At 63.1% G+C, this 19,145-nt stretch carries 18 protein-coding genes; 11 read left to right on the top strand and 7 right to left on the bottom strand.

The window, feature by feature from the left end:
- The first annotated feature begins 1 nt into the window (after window position 1).
- The 7 genes from ASD01_RS13110 to trmB all read left to right on the top strand — a co-directional run bounded on the left by ASD01_RS13110 (window position 2) and on the right by trmB (window position 7,475).
- Window positions 2-1,057, top strand: coding sequence for a PhoH family protein (locus ASD01_RS13110; RefSeq protein ID WP_034797402.1), 1,056 nt, complete (start codon window positions 2-4; stop codon window positions 1,055-1,057).
- An 18-nt stretch (window positions 1,058-1,075) separates the two neighbouring features.
- A complete protein-coding gene (gene ybeY / locus ASD01_RS13115; RefSeq protein WP_034797399.1) occupies window positions 1,076-1,582 on the top strand; it encodes an rRNA maturation RNase YbeY in 507 nt (168 codons plus the stop codon).
- Window positions 1,583-1,594: 12 nt separating this feature from the next.
- The gene (locus ASD01_RS13120) at window positions 1,595-2,755 is read left to right on the top strand and encodes a hemolysin family protein (protein WP_034797397.1); all 1,161 of its coding nucleotides are present in this window, start codon (window positions 1,595-1,597) and stop codon (window positions 2,753-2,755) included.
- Window positions 2,756-2,985: 230 nt separating this feature from the next.
- Window positions 2,986-4,581: an apolipoprotein N-acyltransferase gene (gene lnt, locus ASD01_RS13125; RefSeq protein WP_034797395.1), complete on the top strand. Its 1,596-nt coding sequence runs from the start codon at window positions 2,986-2,988 to the stop codon at window positions 4,579-4,581.
- Between the two features lie 146 nt (window positions 4,582-4,727).
- Window positions 4,728-5,147 carry a helix-turn-helix domain-containing protein gene (locus ASD01_RS13130; protein ID WP_034797393.1) on the top strand — a complete coding sequence of 140 codons (420 nt, stop codon included), beginning with the start codon at window positions 4,728-4,730 and terminating at the stop codon, window positions 5,145-5,147.
- Window positions 5,148-5,349: 202 nt separating this feature from the next.
- Window positions 5,350-6,618, top strand: a complete 1,269-nt coding sequence (gene metK / locus ASD01_RS13135) for a methionine adenosyltransferase (protein WP_034797391.1) — start codon at window positions 5,350-5,352, stop codon at window positions 6,616-6,618.
- A gap of 158 nt (window positions 6,619-6,776) precedes the next feature.
- Window positions 6,777-7,475 (top strand): tRNA (guanine(46)-N(7))-methyltransferase TrmB, encoded by a 699-nt coding sequence (gene trmB / locus ASD01_RS13140; protein ID WP_034797389.1) that lies wholly within the window; start codon window positions 6,777-6,779, stop codon window positions 7,473-7,475.
- A gap of 288 nt (window positions 7,476-7,763) precedes the next feature.
- On the opposite strand, the gene ASD01_RS13145 is transcribed toward trmB, so the two are convergent.
- Together ASD01_RS13145 and ASD01_RS13150 are read right to left on the bottom strand one after the other, a co-directional pair.
- Complete coding sequence (locus tag ASD01_RS13145) at window positions 7,764-8,021, bottom strand: BQ00720 family protein (RefSeq protein WP_034797387.1); 258 nt, start codon at window positions 8,019-8,021, stop codon at window positions 7,764-7,766.
- Between the two features lie 47 nt (window positions 8,022-8,068).
- On the bottom strand, window positions 8,069-8,500 hold the full coding sequence (locus ASD01_RS13150; RefSeq protein ID WP_034797386.1) for an Hsp20 family protein: 432 nt from the start codon (window positions 8,498-8,500) through the stop codon (window positions 8,069-8,071).
- Between the two features lie 240 nt (window positions 8,501-8,740).
- Here ASD01_RS13150 and ASD01_RS13155 point away from each other — a divergent pair, with 240 nt between their 5' ends.
- Window positions 8,741-9,685, top strand: coding sequence for a nucleoside hydrolase (locus tag ASD01_RS13155; RefSeq protein WP_034797385.1), 945 nt, complete (start codon window positions 8,741-8,743; stop codon window positions 9,683-9,685).
- 75 nt (window positions 9,686-9,760) lie between these two features.
- Here the strand turns inward: ASD01_RS13155 and ASD01_RS13160 are convergent, their stop codons facing one another.
- The 3 genes from ASD01_RS13160 to ASD01_RS13170 form a co-directional block, all read right to left on the bottom strand.
- Window positions 9,761-12,166 (bottom strand): methyl-accepting chemotaxis protein, encoded by a 2,406-nt coding sequence (locus tag ASD01_RS13160; RefSeq protein WP_034797382.1) that lies wholly within the window; start codon window positions 12,164-12,166, stop codon window positions 9,761-9,763.
- A 358-nt stretch (window positions 12,167-12,524) separates the two neighbouring features.
- Window positions 12,525-13,424, bottom strand: coding sequence for a ribokinase (locus tag ASD01_RS13165; protein WP_034797380.1), 900 nt, complete (start codon window positions 13,422-13,424; stop codon window positions 12,525-12,527).
- 52 nt (window positions 13,425-13,476) lie between these two features.
- Window positions 13,477-14,670, bottom strand: coding sequence for a DNA recombination protein RmuC (locus ASD01_RS13170; protein WP_034797378.1), 1,194 nt, complete (start codon window positions 14,668-14,670; stop codon window positions 13,477-13,479).
- Between the two features lie 151 nt (window positions 14,671-14,821).
- Here ASD01_RS13170 and def point away from each other — a divergent pair, with 151 nt between their 5' ends.
- The 3 genes from def (at window position 14,822) to truA (ending at window position 17,188) form a co-directional block, all read left to right on the top strand.
- Entirely contained in the window at window positions 14,822-15,346 is a 525-nt protein-coding gene (gene def / locus ASD01_RS13175) for a peptide deformylase (protein ID WP_034797616.1), read from the top strand.
- Window positions 15,347-15,509: 163 nt separating this feature from the next.
- The gene (gene fmt, locus ASD01_RS13180; RefSeq protein ID WP_034797375.1) at window positions 15,510-16,445 is read left to right on the top strand and encodes a methionyl-tRNA formyltransferase; all 936 of its coding nucleotides are present in this window, start codon (window positions 15,510-15,512) and stop codon (window positions 16,443-16,445) included.
- The gene (truA, locus tag ASD01_RS13185; protein ID WP_034797373.1) at window positions 16,445-17,188 is read left to right on the top strand and encodes a tRNA pseudouridine(38-40) synthase TruA; all 744 of its coding nucleotides are present in this window, start codon (window positions 16,445-16,447) and stop codon (window positions 17,186-17,188) included. Before fmt ends, truA begins: the two co-directional genes overlap by 1 nt.
- Before the next feature lie 10 nt (window positions 17,189-17,198).
- Here the strand turns inward: truA and ASD01_RS13190 are convergent, their stop codons facing one another.
- On the bottom strand, window positions 17,199-17,798 hold the full coding sequence (locus tag ASD01_RS13190; RefSeq protein ID WP_034797371.1) for a hypothetical protein: 600 nt from the start codon (window positions 17,796-17,798) through the stop codon (window positions 17,199-17,201).
- Window positions 17,785-18,978 (bottom strand): succinyl-diaminopimelate desuccinylase, encoded by a 1,194-nt coding sequence (gene dapE, locus ASD01_RS13195; protein ID WP_034797369.1) that lies wholly within the window; start codon window positions 18,976-18,978, stop codon window positions 17,785-17,787. The genes ASD01_RS13190 and dapE overlap by 14 nt, the downstream gene beginning before the upstream one ends.
- Between the last annotated feature and the right edge of the window lie 167 nt (window positions 18,979-19,145).

Consider the following 19,145-nt stretch of genomic DNA (forward strand, 5'->3'; position numbering starts at 1 on the left):
CTTGAACGGACACGAATTGATCTCTTCATCCACGCGCCAGTCGAAAACAACTGCGACAGACGCCAATCACTTCGTGCTGACCTTCGAGAACAATCGGTTCGCCAGCGAGCTCTTCGGCCAGTTCGATCAGAACTTGAAGCTTCTCGAAGAGCGCCTGCGCATCGACGCTCGGCCGCGCGGCAATTCCGTCGCGATCTCGGGTGACGTCGTCGCCACCAACCAGGCCCGCCGTGCTCTCGATTATCTCTACGGGCGGTTGCAGGGCGGCGCGTCGATCGATACGTCTGATGTCGAGGGTGCGATCCGTATGGCGGTTGCCGCCGACGATCAGCTACAATTGCCGACCATGGAGCGTAAAGCCAAATTGACAATGGCGCAGATTTCGACGCGCAAGAAGACGATCGCCGCGCGTACGCCAACGCAGGATGCCTATATCCGAGCGCTCGAGCGGTCCGAGCTCGTCTTCGGCGTAGGCCCCGCGGGTACCGGCAAGACCTATCTTGCCGTCGCCCACGCCGCACAGCTGCTTGAGCGCGGCGCCGTCGATCGTATTGTGCTCTCTCGCCCTGCCGTCGAGGCGGGCGAGCGCCTGGGCTTCCTGCCGGGCGACATGAAGGAGAAGGTCGATCCCTATCTTCGGCCGCTCTACGACGCGCTCTATGACATGATGCCGGGCGACAAGGTCGAACGCGCGATCACCGCCGGGGTCATCGAAATCGCGCCGCTCGCCTTCATGCGCGGCCGTACGCTCGCCAATGCTGCCGTCATCCTCGACGAGGCACAGAACACCACATCGATGCAGATGAAGATGTTCCTGACCCGTCTTGGCGAAAACGGCCGGATGATCGTCACCGGCGATCCGAGCCAGGTGGACCTGCCGCGCGGCGTTAAATCGGGCCTGGTCGAGGCCCTGCAGATCCTGAGAGGGGTCGAGGGCGTTTCGGTGGTCCGCTTCAAGGATGTCGATGTCGTTCGCCATCCGATGGTGGCGCGCATCGTCAAGGCCTACGAATCCCATACGGCCGTGCACGACGAAAGCGAGCAGGGCGACCGCTAACAGGCGGTCGCTGCGATCATGACGGCTTTGGATATCCAGATCAGCGTGGAAGAGGGCAACTGGCCGGACGAAGAGGCGTTGCTCGCCTTCTCGTCGCCCGTGCTCGAAGTGGCGGCAGCCTTTCTCGCAAGCGAAGAAAAGCAGCCGTTGCCGAAGATGCCGCCGGAGCTCTCGCTCGTCTTCACCGACGATGCCTCCATGCGCGCGATCAACGCCGAGTGGCGCAACCAGGACAAGCCGACCAACGTTCTGTCCTTCCCGGCCTTTCCCGTGACGCCCGGATCGATGCCCGGACCGATGCTCGGCGACATCATCGTTGCCCGCGAAACCCTCGAGCGCGAGGCGGTGGAGCTCGAGAAGTCCTTCGATCAGCATCTGACGCATCTTCTCGTGCATGGATTCCTGCATCTTTTCGGCTATGATCATATGGAAGATGATGAAGCCGAAAGAATGGAAAGCCTGGAGACTCGCATTTTGGCGCGTCTTGGCTTATCTGACCCCTACGGGGATCGTACCCCGGATTAACAGTTTGGACCGATGAGCGATTATAAAACACAGCCTGTCGCGCTGGCGACCGAGGAGGCAGATGCCTCCGGAGAGGCGGAGGCGGGCAGTAGTAGCACCGCCACTCGACACGAGGGCACGAAATCCACTTCCACCTTCTGGAGCCGGGCCGCGCGCCTTTTGCGCGGCGCAAGTCCATCGAGCCTGCGCGAGGATCTTGCTGACGCGCTGCAGACCGATGCCGACAGCAACACGGTCTTTTCGCCCGGCGAACGGGCGATGCTCAACAACATCCTGCGCTTCCGCGAGGTCCGGGTCGAGGACGTCATGGTCCCGCGCGCCGACATCGAGGCGGTCGATCAGAGCATCACCATCGGCGAGCTGATGGTGATCTTCGAGGAATCCGGCCGCTCGCGCATGCCGGTCTATAGCGACGGGCTCGATGACCCTCGCGGCATGGTCCACATTCGCGACCTGCTGTCCTACGTCACCAAACAGGCCCGCAATCGCCGGCGTAACGGCAAGGCCCAGGCGTCGACGACGGCTGCGTCCGAAAAGACGCCGCGCTCGCCCAAGGCAAGTTTCGACCTTTCACGTGTCGATCTCGGCAAGTCGTTGGAAGAGGCGGGCATCGTCCGCCAGCTTCTCTTCGTGCCGCCCTCTATGCTGGCCTCCGACTTGATGCAGCGCATGCAGGCGGCCCGTATCCAGATGGCGCTCGTCATCGACGAATATGGCGGAACCGATGGCCTCGTCTCGCTCGAAGACATCGTCGAGATGGTCGTCGGCGACATCGAGGATGAGCACGACGATGACGAAGTCATGTTCGCGCGCACTTCGGACGATGTCTTTATCGCCGACGCTCGTGTCGAGCTGGAAGAGATCGCCGCGGCGATCGGTCCCGACTTCGACGTGCGCGAACAGCTCGAAGACGTCGACACCCTCGGCGGCCTGATCTTCGCTTCACTGGGCCGCATTCCCGTACGCGGCGAGGTCGTTCAGGCGATCCCGGGCTTCGAGTTCCAGATCCTCGACGCCGACCCGCGCCGCGTGAAGCGCGTCCGCATCATGCGCAAGCGCCCGCCCGCCCGCCGCCGCGTCCTGAGACCGGAAGGCGAGACGATTGCGGAGACCGGTGCGCTCAATCGCGCCAACGGTGCAGCCGCCCCCGAGGCAGCGGCCGACGAACAATAATTGTCCGGTTCCCGCGCGTTTCTGCGCGCGCGGGAAGTCCTCCCCCCACCTGTGACATCTCCCGAGGCTGTGTCGTAAACACCGACCAAGGGCCGGAACCGTCGTCTCGCCCCCCTAATCCAGCCCCGAAAGGGGACAGGCAGCCGGTTTTTTGAAAGACTGGCCCCGATTGATTCGGGTGTTGTTTCGCTCCTTCGCTGTGGCAGGCTGCGGGATCGACTGGAGGCTGTATGGCAAGATTGGCTGGCAGGGTGATGCTACTTTCCGGGTTCCCCCGGGCTTTGCTTGCTTTCTTCGCGGGGCTGCTCGCGGTTCTGGCCCAGCCGCCCTTCGGCATCTTCGCCTTTGCTTTCGTCGCTTTCCCGATTCTCGTCTGGCTGCTCGACGGTGCGACCGGAAGTCCGGACGGTGGCTTCATCCGCCGGCTCTGGCCGGCTGCGGTTGTCGGCTGGTGGTTCGGCTTCGGTTACTTCCTCGGTGGTCTCTGGTGGCTCGGCAATGCGCTGCTCGTCGAGGCCGACGAGTTCGCCTGGGCGCTGCCGCTCGCCGTCGTGGGCCTGCCGGCCTTTCTCGCGCTGTTCTATGCGCTGGCGACGCTGATCGCCCGCCTTTTCTGGTCCGACGGCGTCGGGCGCATCGCCGCACTCGCCCTGGGCTTCGGGCTTGCCGAATGGCTGCGCAGCTTCCTCTTTACCGGCTTTCCCTGGAATGCGATCGGCTATGCGGCCATGCCGATGCCGCTGATGATGCAGTCGGCAAGCGTCATCAATCTCGCGACCGTCAACATGCTCGCCGTCTTCGTCTTTGCCGCTCCCGCCCTGATCGCGACGGGCCGCGGGAGCCGGATCGGGCTCACGATCGCCGTCGTGCTTTTTGCCGGCCATGTGGGCTTCGGCTTCTATCGCCTGGCGCAGCCGGCGCCGGCCTCGCCCGAGCCGCCGCTGGCCGTGCGCCTCGTCCAGCCGGTGATCGACCAGGCAAAGAAGCTCGATGACGGCGAGCGTGCCGCGGTGTTCGAGGAGCATCTGGCTTTGACTGCCGTGGCTCCGGAGAAAGACGGCAAGCGGCCGGATATCGTCGTCTGGCCCGAGACGTCGATCCCTTTCATCCTCACCGACAATCCGGACGCACTGGCGCGTATCGCCGAGGTGCTTGATGACGACCAGATCCTGATTGCCGGCGCGGTGCGCGTAGAGGATGCCGGCGCCGGTCTGCCGCCCCGCTACTACAACTCGATCTACATGATCGACGGTCGGGGCCAGATCATCGGCGCTGCCGACAAGGTGCATCTGGTGCCTTTCGGCGAATATCTTCCCTTCGAGGATCTGTTGTCTTCCTGGGGCCTGAGTTCGGTCGCCGCGTCGATGCCCGGTGGCTTCACAGCGGCCAAGAACCGTTCGCTGCTGACGCTGCCCAGCGGCCGCACGCTGTATCCGCTCGTTTGCTACGAGGCGATCTTCCCGGACGAGATCGATGGGGCCGCGCGCCGGGCCGATGTGCTTCTCAATGTTACCAACGACGCCTGGTTCGGAGATACGCCAGGCCCGCGCCAGCATTTCCATCAGGCACAATTAAGGGCCGTTGAAACCGGCACCCCCCTTGTCCGAGCGGCAAACAGCGGTATATCAGCAATTGTTGATGCACGTGGGGTTTTAATGGTAGGATTATCCTACAATTATAGGGGAGTGGTCGACACACTTCTGCCGGGAAGGATGCCTACCCCGTTGGACGACGCTATGCGAAGCCGCGTTTTCTGGCTGGGTGCGATCTTCCTCCTTCTGGTTGCAGTGTTTTCGCGTTTTGGTTTTAATATTAGGAAGAATTGACCTAAAACCCCTAAAATTGCATAGTGGTCCGCACCATCGTCCTTGTTGTGCTGGCTCTGTCCTTATCACCCTGGCGGTCGCTTCGGTGAGCGTAGGTCTCATGCTGGGCGATGGATAAACGAAACAGCGTGTTTGGGAACGCAGATATGATCGAAAACAAGAAGAAGCCGAACCCGATCGACATTCATGTCGGAAGTCGGATTCGTCTTCGCCGTACGATGCTTGGCATGAGCCAAGAGAAGCTCGGCGAAAGTCTGGGGATCACTTTCCAGCAGATCCAGAAGTACGAGAAGGGCACGAACCGCGTCGGCGCCAGCCGGTTGCAGAACATTTCAGGCATCCTGAACGTTCCGGTTTCCTTCTTCTTCGAAGACGCCCCGGGCGATAACGCTGCCGGTCAGTCCGGCATGGCAGAAGCTTCCAGCTCGAACTACGTCGTCGATTTCCTGTCGTCCTCCGAGGGGCTGCAGCTCAACCGCGCTTTCGTCAAGATCACCGACCCGAAGGTTCGCCGCCGGCTCGTCGATCTCGTCAAGGCACTCGCTGCGGAAGCAGAAAGCGAATAGTTCCAACGTTCCCGTCGGGACTTGAAAAACAAAGCGGCCATTTGTGCCGCTTTTTTCTTGCGCGCCTTTCCCTCCGGCGCACCAAAGTGATTGGCTGCAATGGCGATATAAAGATATATTTATGTCGTTGTGTGCTTGTTTTTCGGTCGCAAAACCACTAACACCGTGCCAGCGCTTTTTCTTCATTGAGGGGACTTCCCGCATGCGTGCAAACTACCTGTTCACGAGTGAATCCGTAGCCGAAGGTCATCCGGACAAGGTGTGTGACCGTATCTCCGACGAGATCGTGGACCTGGTCTACCGCGAAGCGGCCAAGACCGGTGTCGATCCCTGGGGCGTGCGTATCGCCTGCGAGACGCTGGCGACCACCAACCGTGTCGTGATTGCCGGCGAAGTGCGCCTGCCGCCGAGCCTTCTGAAGAAGGACAAGGACGGCAACGACGTCATCAACCCCTCGAAGTTCAAGTCCGCCGCCCGCAAGGCGATCCGCGAGATCGGCTATGAGCAGGACGGCTTCCACTGGAAGACGGCGAAGATCGACGTGCTCCTGCACTTCCAGTCTGCTCACATCGCTCAGGGCGTCGACAGCGCTGCCGACAAGCAGGGCGAAGAAGGTGCCGGCGACCAGGGCATCATGTTCGGCTACGCCTGCCGCGAGACCGCCGAGCTGATGCCGGCGCCGATCTACTATTCGCACCGCATCCTCAACCTGCTCGCCGCTGCCCGCAAGAAGGGCGAGGGCGAAGTCGCCAAGCTCGGCCCTGACGCCAAGAGCCAGGTCACCGTACGCTACGTCGACGGCAAGCCGGCGGAAGTCACCTCGATCGTTCTGTCGACGCAGCACCTCGATGACACCTGGGATTCGGTCAAGGTTCGCTCGGTTGTCGAGCCCTATATCCGCGAAGCCCTCGACGATCTGAAGATCGCCGACGACTGCACCTGGTACATCAACCCGACCGGAAAGTTCGTCATCGGCGGCCCGGATGGCGATGCTGGCCTCACCGGCCGCAAGATCATCGTCGACACCTATGGCGGTGCCGCACCGCACGGCGGCGGCGCCTTCTCGGGCAAGGACACGACCAAGGTCGACCGTTCGGCCGCCTATGCTGCCCGTTACCTGGCAAAGAACGTCGTTGCCGCCGGCCTGTCCGACCGTTGCACGATCCAGCTGTCCTACGCCATCGGCGTCGCCCAGCCGCTGTCGATCTATGTCGACCTGCACGGCACCGGCAAGGTTTCGGAAGACCAGGTCGAGGATGCGATCCGCAAGACGATGGACCTGTCGCCGACCGGCATCCGCCGTCATCTCGACCTCAACAAGCCGATCTATGCCAAGACGTCTGCCTATGGCCACTTCGGCCGCAAGGCTGGCCGCGACGGTTCCTTCTCCTGGGAGAAGCTCGACCTCGTGAAGCCGCTGAAGGCTGCGATCGAGCAGAGCGGCGCCGTCAACGGCCGCGCTGCCGCCTAACAGGCGATGGGGCGCGGCGTCACGCCGCGCATTGAAGATAGCGCAACGTCCTGCTATCAGGCGATTGCGAAAATCAAGGCGGGCGCTCCGACAAGGAGCGCTTCATTTTGATTTTGGGTTGGCCTGATCCAGATCGGTATGACCAAGGGAAAGACGACATGACCGAACCGCGCCGCGCCAGAGCAACCGAGGCCTTTTTCGGCCGCCGCAAGGGCAAGCCGTTGCGCGAGCGGCAGGCGGCGCACCTGGAAACCGTGTTGCCGACCCTGAAGCTCGACCTTTCGAGCCCGCCTCCGGCGGACCTGAAGACCCTCTATCCGCAGGGCGTGGACCGCATGCGCCTCGAAATCGGTTTCGGCGGCGGCGAACACCTGATCCACCGTGCGGCCGAAGCGCCGTCGACCGGCTTCATCGGCGTCGAACCCTTCGTCAATTCCATGGCCAAGCTCGTCGGTCATATCGAGGAGCGCGGCGTCAGCAACGTCAGGCTCTATGACGACGATGCCACCCAGGTCCTCGATTGGCTGCCGGCCGCGTCGATCGACCAGATCGACCTGCTCTATCCGGACCCGTGGCCGAAGCGCAAACACTGGAAGCGCCGTTTCGTCTCCAAGGTCAATCTCGATCGCTTCGCCCGCGTGCTGAAGCCCGGCGGCGTGTTCTGCTTCGCCTCGGATATCGATACCTATGTCAACTGGACGCTGTTGCACTGCCGCGATCACGCAGCCTTCGAGTGGACGGCAGAGACGGCTTCCGATTGGCTGACGCCCTATGAGGGATGGCCGAGCACGCGCTACGAGGCCAAGGCACGCAGGGAAGGGCGAAGCTCCGCCTATCTCACCTTCCGGCGCGTCTAAAGCAATTCCAGGAAAAGTGCGAAGCGGTTTTCCGTCCGGAATTGCGGACTGGAAGATCAATTCCAGGAAAAGTGCGAAGCGGTTTTCYGTSCGGAATTGCCGTCCGGAATTGCGGACTGGAAGATCAATTCCAGGAAAAGTGCGAAGCGGTTTTCTGTGCGGAATTGCGGACTAGCAGATCAATTCCAGGAAAGGTGCGAAGCGGTTTTCCGCTCGCGCTTGCGTCGCTCTCGAGAGCGACGGCTTCCATTCAAGCGTCCGATTGCCGTCTCCACCGACGGCAGCCTGTCAGTGCAGGGTGACCGTCTTCAGATCATCCTCGGCCGCCTTGAAGAAGGTGCTGGAACGATTGTCTGTCAGAAGGATCGGCGTGCCGTCGGCGCCGAAAAGCGCCCAGAGATCGATACCCGGTCCCATCTCCGGCGCTTCCGGGAAGCAGCGCGAGACTTCTTCCGAGCGCATTTTCCGGATGTAGCCGATTTCGCCTTCGCCGAGATGTGCGAGGTCGTTCTTCGACAGCGACGAGCTGATGTCTTTCAGTCCCATGGTGACACTCCGTGGTCGCCGGTGAGGGGAGAATCCCGCCGGTTATCCTACTCTGGGACTGAAATGTTAATTTTCTTTACCATACGAACCGGTTCGGGACGAACGAGGTCGACGGAGAGCAGGCCGTTGCGCAGTTCCGCGCCCAGAACCTTCATGCCGTCGGCGAGAACGAAAGTGCGTTGAAACTGGCGTGCCGCAATGCCGCGGTGCAGGTAATCACGGTCGCCGTTGTCGATCTGCCGGCCGCGGATGACGAGCTGGTTCTCTTCGGTGGTGACTTCGAGATCTTCTTCGGAAAAGCCTGCCACGGCGAGCGTGATGCGCAACCGTTCCGGTTCGTCGGTCGAGGCATCGCCGCGAACGCGTTCTATGTTGTAGGGCGGGTATCCGTCGTTGCCCTTGGCAATCCGCTCAAGGGTCTTTTCCATCGTATCGAAACCCAGCAGAAGCGGGCTCGTAAAAGGGGTAATTCGGCTCATTCTTCAAGTCCTTGCGAGATCAAGCGACCGTTGTTCGGACCTGCCTTGCAGCATCCTTTCCGCAATATGGTAGCTGTGCGCAATGAGTGCAAGCCGCTTGCCTCCGGCGTGCACGCAAATCATAGTCCGCTCTCGCAGAATCCGGGAATGGGACAAAGGAACGCCAGGGCGTTTACTCCCGTCCGGCCCAATGCAACGTATCGATCGCGCCGAACAACGTGGTCCAGGGAGGACGAGAAAGTGCCCGTGCCGAGAAAGATAATCATAGACACCGACCCCGGGCAGGACGATGCCGCCGCCATCATGCTCGCCTTCGGCAGTCCGGAAGAGATCGACCTGCTCGGTATCACCGCGGTCGCCGGCAACGTGCCGCTGGCGCTGACGGCCCGCAATGCGCGCATCCTGTGCGAGCTCTGCGACCGGCCGAAGGTTCGGGTGTTCTCGGGCGCCGACAAGCCGATTGCTCGCCCGCTGGTGACCGCCGAGCACGTGCACGGCAAGACCGGCCTTGACGGCCCGGAGCTTGCCGAGCCGACAATGAAGCTCGAGGAGCAGCATGCGGTCGACTTCATCGTCGAGACGTTGCGAAAGGAGCCAGAGGGCACCGTGACGCTCTGCACGCTCGGCCCGCTCACCAACATCGCGCTGGCCCTGCAGAAGGCGCCTGACATTGCGCAGCGGGTCAAGGAACTGGTGATGATGGGTGGCGGCTTCTTCGAAGGCGGCAACATCACGCCCGCCGCCGAATTCAACGTCTACGTCGATCCCGAGGCAGCCGACATCGTCTTCCGTTCGGGCGTTCCGATCGTGATGATGCCGCTCGATGTCACCCACCGGGTGCTGACCCACAAGGCGCGCGTCCAGAAGATCCGCGACATTGGCAGCCGCCCGGCGATCGCCATGGCCGAGATGCTCGAATTCTTCGAGCGCTTCGATATCGAGAAGTACGGCACCGATGGCGGCCCGCTGCACGATCCGACGGTCATTGCCTATCTGTTGCGCCCCGAGCTTTTCACCGGCCGCGATTGCAACGTCGAGATCGAGACCAAGTCGGAGCTGACGGCCGGCATGACCGTCGTCGACTGGTGGCAGGTCACCGGCCGGCCGCACAACGCCAAGGTTATGCGCTTCGTCGACGACCAGGGCTTCTTCGACCTTTTGACCGAGCGGCTGGCTCGCATCTGAGCCTCGGCTCAATCATCGTAGTTCAAACAAAAACGGCGCCCCGAGAGGCGCCGTTTTCTTTTCTCGTTCCGTTGATCAGAACTCTTCCCAGTTGTCCTGGGCAAGCGCGTTGGCGCCGGAGGTCTGGGTCAGCACCCGCTGCGTCGAAGCCGAGTAGCTGCTTCGCGCTGGGTTCGCCGCCGGAGCGGGCCGCGCCTCGCGGGCGGGGGCCGGGACCGGAGCGGGGCGTTCGGCCGCGCGCATGCGCTCGGCCGTGCCACGCAGCATAGCCGCCGAGGACGGTTGGGCCGATGCGGTCGCCTGCGCGACCCGGAAGCGGGCCACGAGCGTGTTGAGCGTTCGGGCTTCTTCGTTGAGCGCCATGCCGGCCGCGGTCGTTTCCTCGACCATGGCGGCGTTCTGCTGGGTTACCTGGTCCATCTGGTTGACGGCGGAGTTGATCTCCTTCAGGCCGACGGCCTGTTCCGAAGCGGAGCTGGAGATTTGGCGGATGAGGCCGTTGATCTGCACGACCTGCTCGGCGATCTTTTCGAGCGCGCCACCGGCCTTGCCGACGAGATCAACACCTTCGCGCACCTGGCCGGCCGAGGTGTTGATCAATGTCTTGATCTCCTTGGCGGCATTGGCAGAGCGCTGGGCGAGTTCGCGCACTTCCTGGGCGACGACGGCAAAACCCTTGCCGGCCTCACCTGCACGCGCCGCTTCGACACCGGCGTTCAGCGCCAGAAGGTTGGTCTGGAAGGCGATTTCGTCGATGACGCCGATGATGCGGCTGACTTCGTGCGAGGACTGCTCGATGCCCTTCATCGCGGCAATCGCCTTCTGCACCACCTCGCCCGACTGTCCGGCATCGCTGCTGGCCACATCCACCGATTTGGCGGCGACCTTGGCGTTTTCGGCGCTGGCGTTGACCTGCGAGGTCAGCTCGTCAAGAGCCGCTGCTGTCTCTTCCAGGCTTGCAGCCTGCTGTTCGGTCCGGTGCGACAGGTCGTTGGCGGCGCTGCTGATTTCGCTGGTGCCGTTGCCGATGTTGACGACCGAATGGTTGACGGTGCGGATCGTCTCTTCGAGGCTTTCCATCGCCGCGTTGAAGTCGCGCTTGAGCTGCGCGTATTCGCCCGGGAAATCGTCGGTGATGCGGAATGCGAGATCGCCGGACGACAGATGCGAGAGACCCTTGCCGAGGCGGGCGACGATGTCGCGCTGAAGCGCGCTCGATTCTGCACGCTCGGTTTCCGAGCGGCCGCGTTCGCGCTCGGCCTGTTCGCGCTCATGGCGGGCTTCGCCTTCGAGGCGCTTGGTGTCGGCAAGCTGATGGCGGAAGCCTTCGAGCGCCTTGGCGACTTCACCGGTTTCGTCGGAACGATCCTGGCCGGCGATCGCCTTGGTGTAGTCACCGTGGCTGAGGTCGTTCACGTCCTTGACGAGGCTTGCCAGCGGCTTCTGCACGAAACCACGAACCGCGAGATAGAGACCGAGCAGCACAGCGCCGAGCACGACGAGGCCGCCGACGATCATCATGTAGGTCTGATCCTTGACCGGCGCATTGATCGCGGTGCGCGGCACGTCGACGAGCACGACCCAGCTGGTGTTCACGCCCGAGAGAGTGAACGGATAGACGAGACGGTCGAAGGGTTCGTTGCCGTCATAAGAGAGGTTGGAGATGATGCCCGGCTTGCCGGAGGCGAGCGCGTTCTTGACGACCTCGTTGCCTTCTCCGTCATACTCCTTGAGCAGAAGGTCCGGGATCGGTGCGACCAACCATTTGCCGGTCTGCGACAGCAGGTAGACGCGACCGGTGTCGAAGGGCTTCAGCTTCGAGAGGCCATCGCCGAGCGAGGCGAGCGAAATGTCGACGCCGGTGACGCCGAGAAGCTTGCCGCCGGACATGACCGGGTAGGCGATCGAGCTCATCGCGGTCGGAACGTCGGTGTCCTGCGCGGTGTAGGGCTGGGTGATGGCACCCTTGCCGCTTTTTGCCGCGAGTTTGTACCACTCGGCCGCGTAGTCAGCGCCGAAAGTGGAGTACTGGATTTCGTTGGTGCGGCTCTTCGACCAGTAGGGCGTGAAGATGCCCTTGTCGTTACCGCCCAGTTCCTTGTTGTTGACGAGGTCTTCCTGGCGACCATCGAAAGCTTTGGGTTCTTCCGCGAACCAGCTGCCGAAGGCGAACGGGTTCTGCTCGAGGTTTGCCCTGAGGATGTTGATCACCCCGGTGCGCTCCAGCGACTTTTCGGCATGTGCGCGGCCGAGGATGCCCGCCATCGAGCGGGCAGCACTTGCAAGCTCGCCGATGTCGCCGGCAATGTCGGAGGCAATCGCGCGGGCTTCGCCGCCTGCCTGTTCGAGGACCAGCGTTTCGACGCGGTCCTGGGTCTGGGATATGAGAACGAAATTCGAGGCAAGCAAGACAAGTGCGATCGTGCCGCCTGTCACCGCGATCAGTTTGGTCGCCAGCGATTTGGCTTGGAACTTGAACATGAAATCCTCACGTGCTGGGAGGTTCGCAGGTTTTCACCTGCGGTGGACGCATTTCGCAATGGGGGTGAACTCCATCATGGAGCGTCAGATGCCGACCGGCATGTTGGAGACGACCAGGCGCTTTGGCCGGTTTTCTCACGGTCCTGAATAGACTGGAGATTCTTAAGATAGGGCCAACACGGACGCTGTTTTACGCATCGCTTGCATAAAATTGCACGCAAAGTTTTATGTCCGCGACATCGGCTGTCCGGATTGCGCAAGCGGCCGTCGGGAGGGTGAAATCTATGCGGGCCAGGGCCTGGGAAAAATGAGACGGGCGACTTCGCCCGTCTCAAGTGCGTGCTTTCTGGCGCAGGATTTAGAGACGCGACGCCACGTCCGCAGCGAGCGGGATCGAGGGCTGGGCGCCGCTCTTCAGGCAGGCGAGGGAGCCGGCGACTGCTGCGCGGCGCAGAGCGTCGGGGAAGGCGATGCCAGCATCGAGGCTGGCTGCGAGATAACCGCAGAAGGTGTCGCCGGCGCCGACGGTATCGACCGGCTCGATCTTCAGGCCCTTGGCGCGCTGGATCTCGCCTTCATGTACGGCCACCACGCCTTCGGCGCCGAGCGTGACGATGACCGTCTGGCCAGTCTCCGCGTGCAGCGCCTTCATCGCTTCTTCGCGCTCAGTGCTCCCGATACCGCTCTTGCCGGCCAGCAGTTCGAATTCGGTTTCGTTGGCAATGACGATATCGGCCATGCGGCCGAGGCGGGCTGCGTCCGGTGTCAGCGGCGCGATGTTGATGACCGAACGCACGCCCTTCTGTTTGGCGGCGGTGAGCGCCTTCTCGACCGAAGCGGCCGGAATTTCGAGCTGCAGCATCAAGGTATCGCTGGGCTTCATGCCGTCGACGGCCTTCACCGCATCGGCTTCATCGACCGTCGCATTGGCGCTGGCGACGACGACGATGACATTTTCGCCGTCACCGCCGACGAGGATATGGGCGGTGCCGGTCGGCTCGCTGACCGTCTTGGTCAACGACAGGTCGGTGCCTGCACCCTTCAACAGTTCGAGCGCGCCGTCGGCAAAGCTGTCCTTTCCTACCGCGCCTGCCATCTGCACCGTCGCGCCGGCACGTCGTGCGGCCAGCGCCTGGTTTGCGCCCTTGCCGCCGGCGGCGGTCGAAAAGCTGGTGCCGGCGACGGTTTCGCCGGGCTTCGGAAGGCGCGCGGTGGTGGCGATCAGATCCATGTTGATGGACCCAAAAACAGTAATCATGTGAAACTATCCTGTCGGCTTTGCGAATTGGGCCGGAGAGTGCCCGACAGCCTCAGTCCTCGTCAACCACCCGCAGGCGCAATTGCCCGACCCGATTGTCGACCGCGGCACGTGGTTCGTCCGCGTCCCGTGTGCCGCCTTCCGCTTGCAGCTCTAGGGCCTCGATCTTGGCCCCGCGGCGGGTGAGCTTGCTGGAGGAAACGAGGATGTCCTCGACATCCTTCTGGCTCATGGCGAAATGGCCCTGCAGCTTGCGCACGCGCTCGTCGAGACGGTCGAGATCCTCCATCAGCCGCGCGACTTCGCCCTGGATCAGGTGCGCCTGCTCGCGCATGCGTGCATCCTTGAGGATCGCCTGGATCACCTGGATCGACAACAGCAGCAGGGAGGGCGAGACGATGACGATCCGCTGGCGGTGCGCCTTCTGCACGATCGCTTCGAAATGCTCGTGGATCTCCGCAAAGATCGATTCCGAGGGTACGAAGAGGAAGGCGGTATCCTGCGTTTCACCTGGGATCAGATACTTGCCGGCGATGTCGCGCACGTGCGTTTCCATGTCGCGGCGAAAGAGTTGGGCGATCTGCTGGCGCCGCTCCGGGGTCGGAGCATCCCGCATCGCGTTCCAGGCTTCGAGCGGAAATTTGGCGTCGATGACCAGCGGCGGCTGGCCGTTCGGCATGCGGATGGTGCAGTCGGGCCGCACCCCGTTCGACAGCGTCGCCTGGAATTCGAAGGCACCCATCGGCAGCCCGTCGGCGATAATCGCTTCCATGCGCGACTGGCCGAAGGCGCCGCGCGTCTGCTTGTTCGATAGAATCGCCTGAAGTCCGGCCATGTCCTTGGCGAGCGACTGGATGTTGTTCTGGGCCGTGTCGATGACCGCGAGGCGTTCCTGCAGCCGGCGCAGGTTCTCGTGTGTCGCCTTGGTCTGCTCGCTGATCGAGGCGCCGATGCGATGGGTCATGCCGTCGATGCGCTGGCTGAGTGTCTGGTTGAGCTCCGCCTGCCGGGCGCCGAACACCTCGGCCATGGCCGCGACCCGCCCTTGCATCTCCGTCTGTGCTGCCAGCAGCATTGCCATCTGTTCCTGCCGCTCGTCGTCGCGGGGATTGCGCCGGCGCGAGAGCGCCATCAGGCCGGCAACAGCCAGCACAAGGCCGGCGGCAATCGTCAGATGGCCCAGGGTAATCGGCAGGGTGCCGATGAAAAACAACGGCTGGGCGAAGGGAAGGGGCGCGGGTTCCATGCGCCAAACCTAACAGATTCTCTCGCGAAGTGTAGATCAAAACAAGAACATATGTGCGCGGCGGTTAACGCCCGACGAGGGACGAGCGGGTGCCGCAGGTGGCAAGGCAATTTCCTTGCGCGTCGATGGAAAGATCGGCTATGGGAGCATCATGACCATCAAGCCGCTTATCATCCTTCCCGATCCTGTGCTTCGCCAGGTTTCAACGCCGATCGAAACCGTCGACGCGGACGTCCGCCGTCTGGCCGATGACATGCTCGAAACCATGTACGATGCCCCCGGCATCGGCCTTGCCGCGATCCAGATCGGTGTCGCCAGGCGCATGCTGGTGCTCGACGTTTCGAAAGAGGGCGACGAGAAGACGCCACTTGTCTTCATCAACCCCGAGATCGTCGCTTCGTCCGACACCTATTCGGTTTACGAGGAAGGCTGCCTGTCGATCCCGGACTACTACGCCGAGGTCGAGCGCCCCGCTGTCATCACCGTCAAGCACCTCGACCGCGACGGCAAGGAACAGACGATCGAGGCCGAAGGCCTGCTCGCCACCTGCCTGCAGCACGAGATCGACCACCTGAACGGCGTGTTGTTCATCGACCACATCTCCAAGCTCAAGCGCGACATGGTGATCCGCAAGTTCACCAAGGCTGCCAAGACGCGCGGCGCAAAGGCGATCTGAGCCTTCGATCGCGGAAGATCACGCGAAATTTTGAAGGCGGGAACCCATTGAACATTCCAGGAAGAGCGTGAAACGGCTTTCTTGGAATTGTCCTGTTTTTAGAGAATGAGATCATTTCGCCGTTTCCCCGCATGAAGTGATCTGAAAGGACGGAGTTACCGCCTTGTCGCTTCGCATCATCTTCATGGGCACACCGGAATTTTCGGTGCCGACACTGGCGGCACTTGCCGAGGCGGGCCATCAGATCGTCGCCGCCTATACCCAGCCGCCGCGGCCGGGTGGCCGCCGCGGGCTCGATCTGCAGAAATCGCCGGTGCACCAGGCGGCCGAACTGCTGGGTATTCCGGTGCTGACGCCGGTCAACTTCAAGGACGAGGCGGACCGCCAGACCTTCCGTGATTTCGACGCCGACGTCGCCGTCGTCGTCGCCTATGGCCTGCTTCTGCCCGAGGCCATCCTCACCGGCACCAAGCTCGGCTGCTACAACGGCCACGCCTCGCTGCTGCCGCGCTGGCGCGGTGCAGCCCCCATCCAGCGCGCGATCATGGCCGGCGACCACGAGACCGGCATGATGGTGATGAAGATGGAAAAGGGGCTCGATACCGGCCCGGTCGCCCTCACCAAGACGGTTCAGATCGGCGAGACGATGACCGGGGGCGAATTGCACGATCGCCTGATGCAGGTCGGCGCCAGTCTGATGCGGGAAGCGATGGCAAAACTCGAGGCCGACGATCTGCCGCTGACGGTCCAGGCCGAGGACGGCGTCGTCTACGCCCAGAAGATCAGCAAAACGGAAACCCGCATCGATTTCGCCCGTCCCGCCCGCGAGGTCCACGACCATATCCGCGGCCTGTCGCCATTTCCGGGCGCCTGGTTCGAACTTGAGATCGCCGGCAGGCCGGAGCGCATCAAGGTTCTGAACTCGGAGCCCGCTTCCGGCGAGGCCGAGGCCGGCACGGTGCTCGACGATAATCTGACGATTGCCTGCGCCGAGGGCGCCGTTCGGCTCACCCGCCTGCAGCGCGCCGGCGGCAAGGCGTTGGGTGCGGCCGACTTCCTGCGCGGAACGCCGGTTGCGCCCGGCACGAGGCTCGGCTGATGCCGCGGTTCAAGCTGACCGTCGAATATGACGGCTCGGACTATGTCGGCTGGCAGCGGCAGGACAACGGAGAGTCCGTCCAAGGGGCGATCGAAAAGGCGATCCTGTCGCTGACCGGAGAGACCGTGTCGATCCGCGGCGCCGGCCGCACCGATTCCGGTGTGCACGCCAGTGGCCAGGTCATGCATGCGGATCTCACGCGTCCGTGGAAGCCCTACACGCTGCGCAACGCGCTAAATGCCCATCTGGGGCTTGCGGGCGAGCGGGTGGCGATTCTCGAGGCCGAGGAAGTGTCCGAGGAATTCGACGCGCGCTTCTCGGCGCTGCGCCGCCACTATCTCTACCGCATTATCTCGCGGCCCGCGCCGCTGGCGCTTGAAGCCCGGCGCGCCTGGTGGGTGCCGAAGCCGCTCGACCATGAAGCCATGCATGCAGGCGCCCAGCGCCTCGTCGGCCATCATGACTTCACCACCTTCCGCTCCGCCCATTGCCAGGCGGCGAGCCCGGTGCGCACGCTCGATCGGCTGGACGTCGCGCTTGTCGCCGGCGTCATCGAGATCCGCGCAACGGCGCAGAGCTTCCTGCACAACCAGATCCGCTCCTTCGCCGGCTCGCTGAAGCTGGTGGGCGAAGGCAAGTGGACGCCGGATGATCTGCAGGCAGCGCTTGAGGCCCGCAACCGCAAGGCCTGCGGCCCCGTGGCGCCGCCCGATGGGCTTTATTTCCTTCAGGTGGACTACTGATCCCGAAGTCCTAGCTTGTCGGGATCAGACCGAAGAAGCGCTGCAAGAGATCGCCGATCATCATCGACGGCAACAGGAACAGCGCCGTCAGCGCCGAGGCAAGCAGCGTCTGGTTGCCGGTCACCATGCGCAAGAGCCGGAAGAGCACCGCAACGCTGATGACGAGCAGCGTCAACCAGATGAAGCTCGTCAGCCCCTGGCTCCCGGGAATGACGACACGGATCGCCGCCGGCACCGCCATGGCGTAGGAGAGCGGAACCGAGAGCCAGTTTGTGGTAACGACGATCGGTACCACCGCTCCGGCAAATCCGAGTGGGCGCGAGAGAATGGCGATCAGCACCAGCGGCAAGAGCCAGCTGACGAGATCGACGACGAGCAGCTTGAAGATGAAGCCGATGCCGATCGTGGTGCCATCAGGCATGACCGAGAGGTAGTAGAGCCGCCAGGACGCCCAGGTGACGGCGATCGCCGGCAGGCACCAGAGCATGGACGTGAACGAGCGCCAGAGGCCACTCTCGCTGAAATCGAGCCAGCGGAAGCCTTCTTCGTTACCCTGCGCCAGGAGCCAGAGCCCCCGGATATAGGCAAGCACCTCATCAAGCAGCGGCATGGCCGAACCAGCGGGCGATGAAGGTTTCATAGATATTGGTCAGGGTCTCGAGGTCGGCGACGGCGACCCGTTCGTCGACCATGTGCATCGTCTGGCCGACGAGGCCGAACTCGACCACCGGGCAATAGTCCTTGATGAAGCGCGCATCCGAGGTTCCGCCGGTCGTCGACAGCTTCGGCTGGCGCCCCGTGACGGCTTCGACCGCGCCGGAGAGCGAATCGATCAGCGCGTTGTTGCGCGTGAGAAACACGTGGCTCGGGCGCTCGGCCCAGACGATTTCGTAGCGAACGGGGGCGCGGTCCGGACGCAGGCTACCGCTTGCCGCGGCACGGTCGAGCCGGGCGATGATCTCGGCCATCAGGCTATCCGCCGTCCATGTGTCGTTGAAGCGGATGTTGAAGGCGGCCGTCGCCTTGGCCGGAATGACGTTGACGGCACTGTTGCCGACATCGATCGTCGTCACTTCGAGATTGGAGGGCTGAAAGCTCTCGGTGCCGTTGTCGAAGGGTGGGTCCATCAGCGCCTGCGTCAGCTGCAGGATGCCGCGCACCGGGCTGTCGGCGAGATGAGGATAGGCCGCATGGCCCTGCACGCCGTGAACGGTGATGCGGCCGGACAGCGAGCCGCGCCGGCCGATCTTGATCATGTCGCCAAGGCTCTCCGGGTTGGTCGGTTCGCCGACCAGGCACGCATCCCAGCGCTCGCCCTTGTCGGCCGCCCATTGCAAGAGCTTGGTGGTGCCATTGATCGCCGGTCCCTCTTCGTCGCCGGTGATGAGGAAGGAGACCGAGCCCTTCGGGGCGCCATGCTTTTCGACATGGCGGGCGATTGCCGCGACGAAGCAGGCGATGCCGCCCTTCATGTCGACGGCGCCGCGGCCATACATCTCGCCGCCGGCAATGTCGGCCGAAAACGGACCGTGGCTCCAGGCGGCCTCGTCGCCGACGGGAACGACATCCGTATGCCCGGCAAACATCAGATGCGGGCCTTCGGTTCCAAGCCGCGCATAAAGGTTCTCGATGTCGGGCGTGCCAGCCTCCTTGGCCATCACGCGGTCGACCGCGAAGCCGAGCGGCTTCAGCATGGCTTCAAGGGCTGCAAGCGCGCCGCCTTCGGCCGGGGTGACTGAGGGGCAACGAATGAGGGTGGCGAGATTGGCGATCGGATCGGTGGAGGTCATCTAACGTTATGCCGTCTGCATGGCCACGAAGGGCCTTGGGAATGGAGGCTGCTGGTTTATCCGATCGCCAGCGAACTGTCACGCAGGATGGGGCACGCGAGACGGGAACTGTGGCGTCGAACGCAGAACGGCGCCGCGCCTGGGCGGAGGCGCAGCGCCGCAGCTTC

Source organism: Ensifer sp. Root423 (assembly GCF_001426275.1).
In the GTDB taxonomy this organism is placed as follows: Bacteria; Pseudomonadota; Alphaproteobacteria; order Rhizobiales; family Rhizobiaceae; genus Ensifer; species Ensifer adhaerens.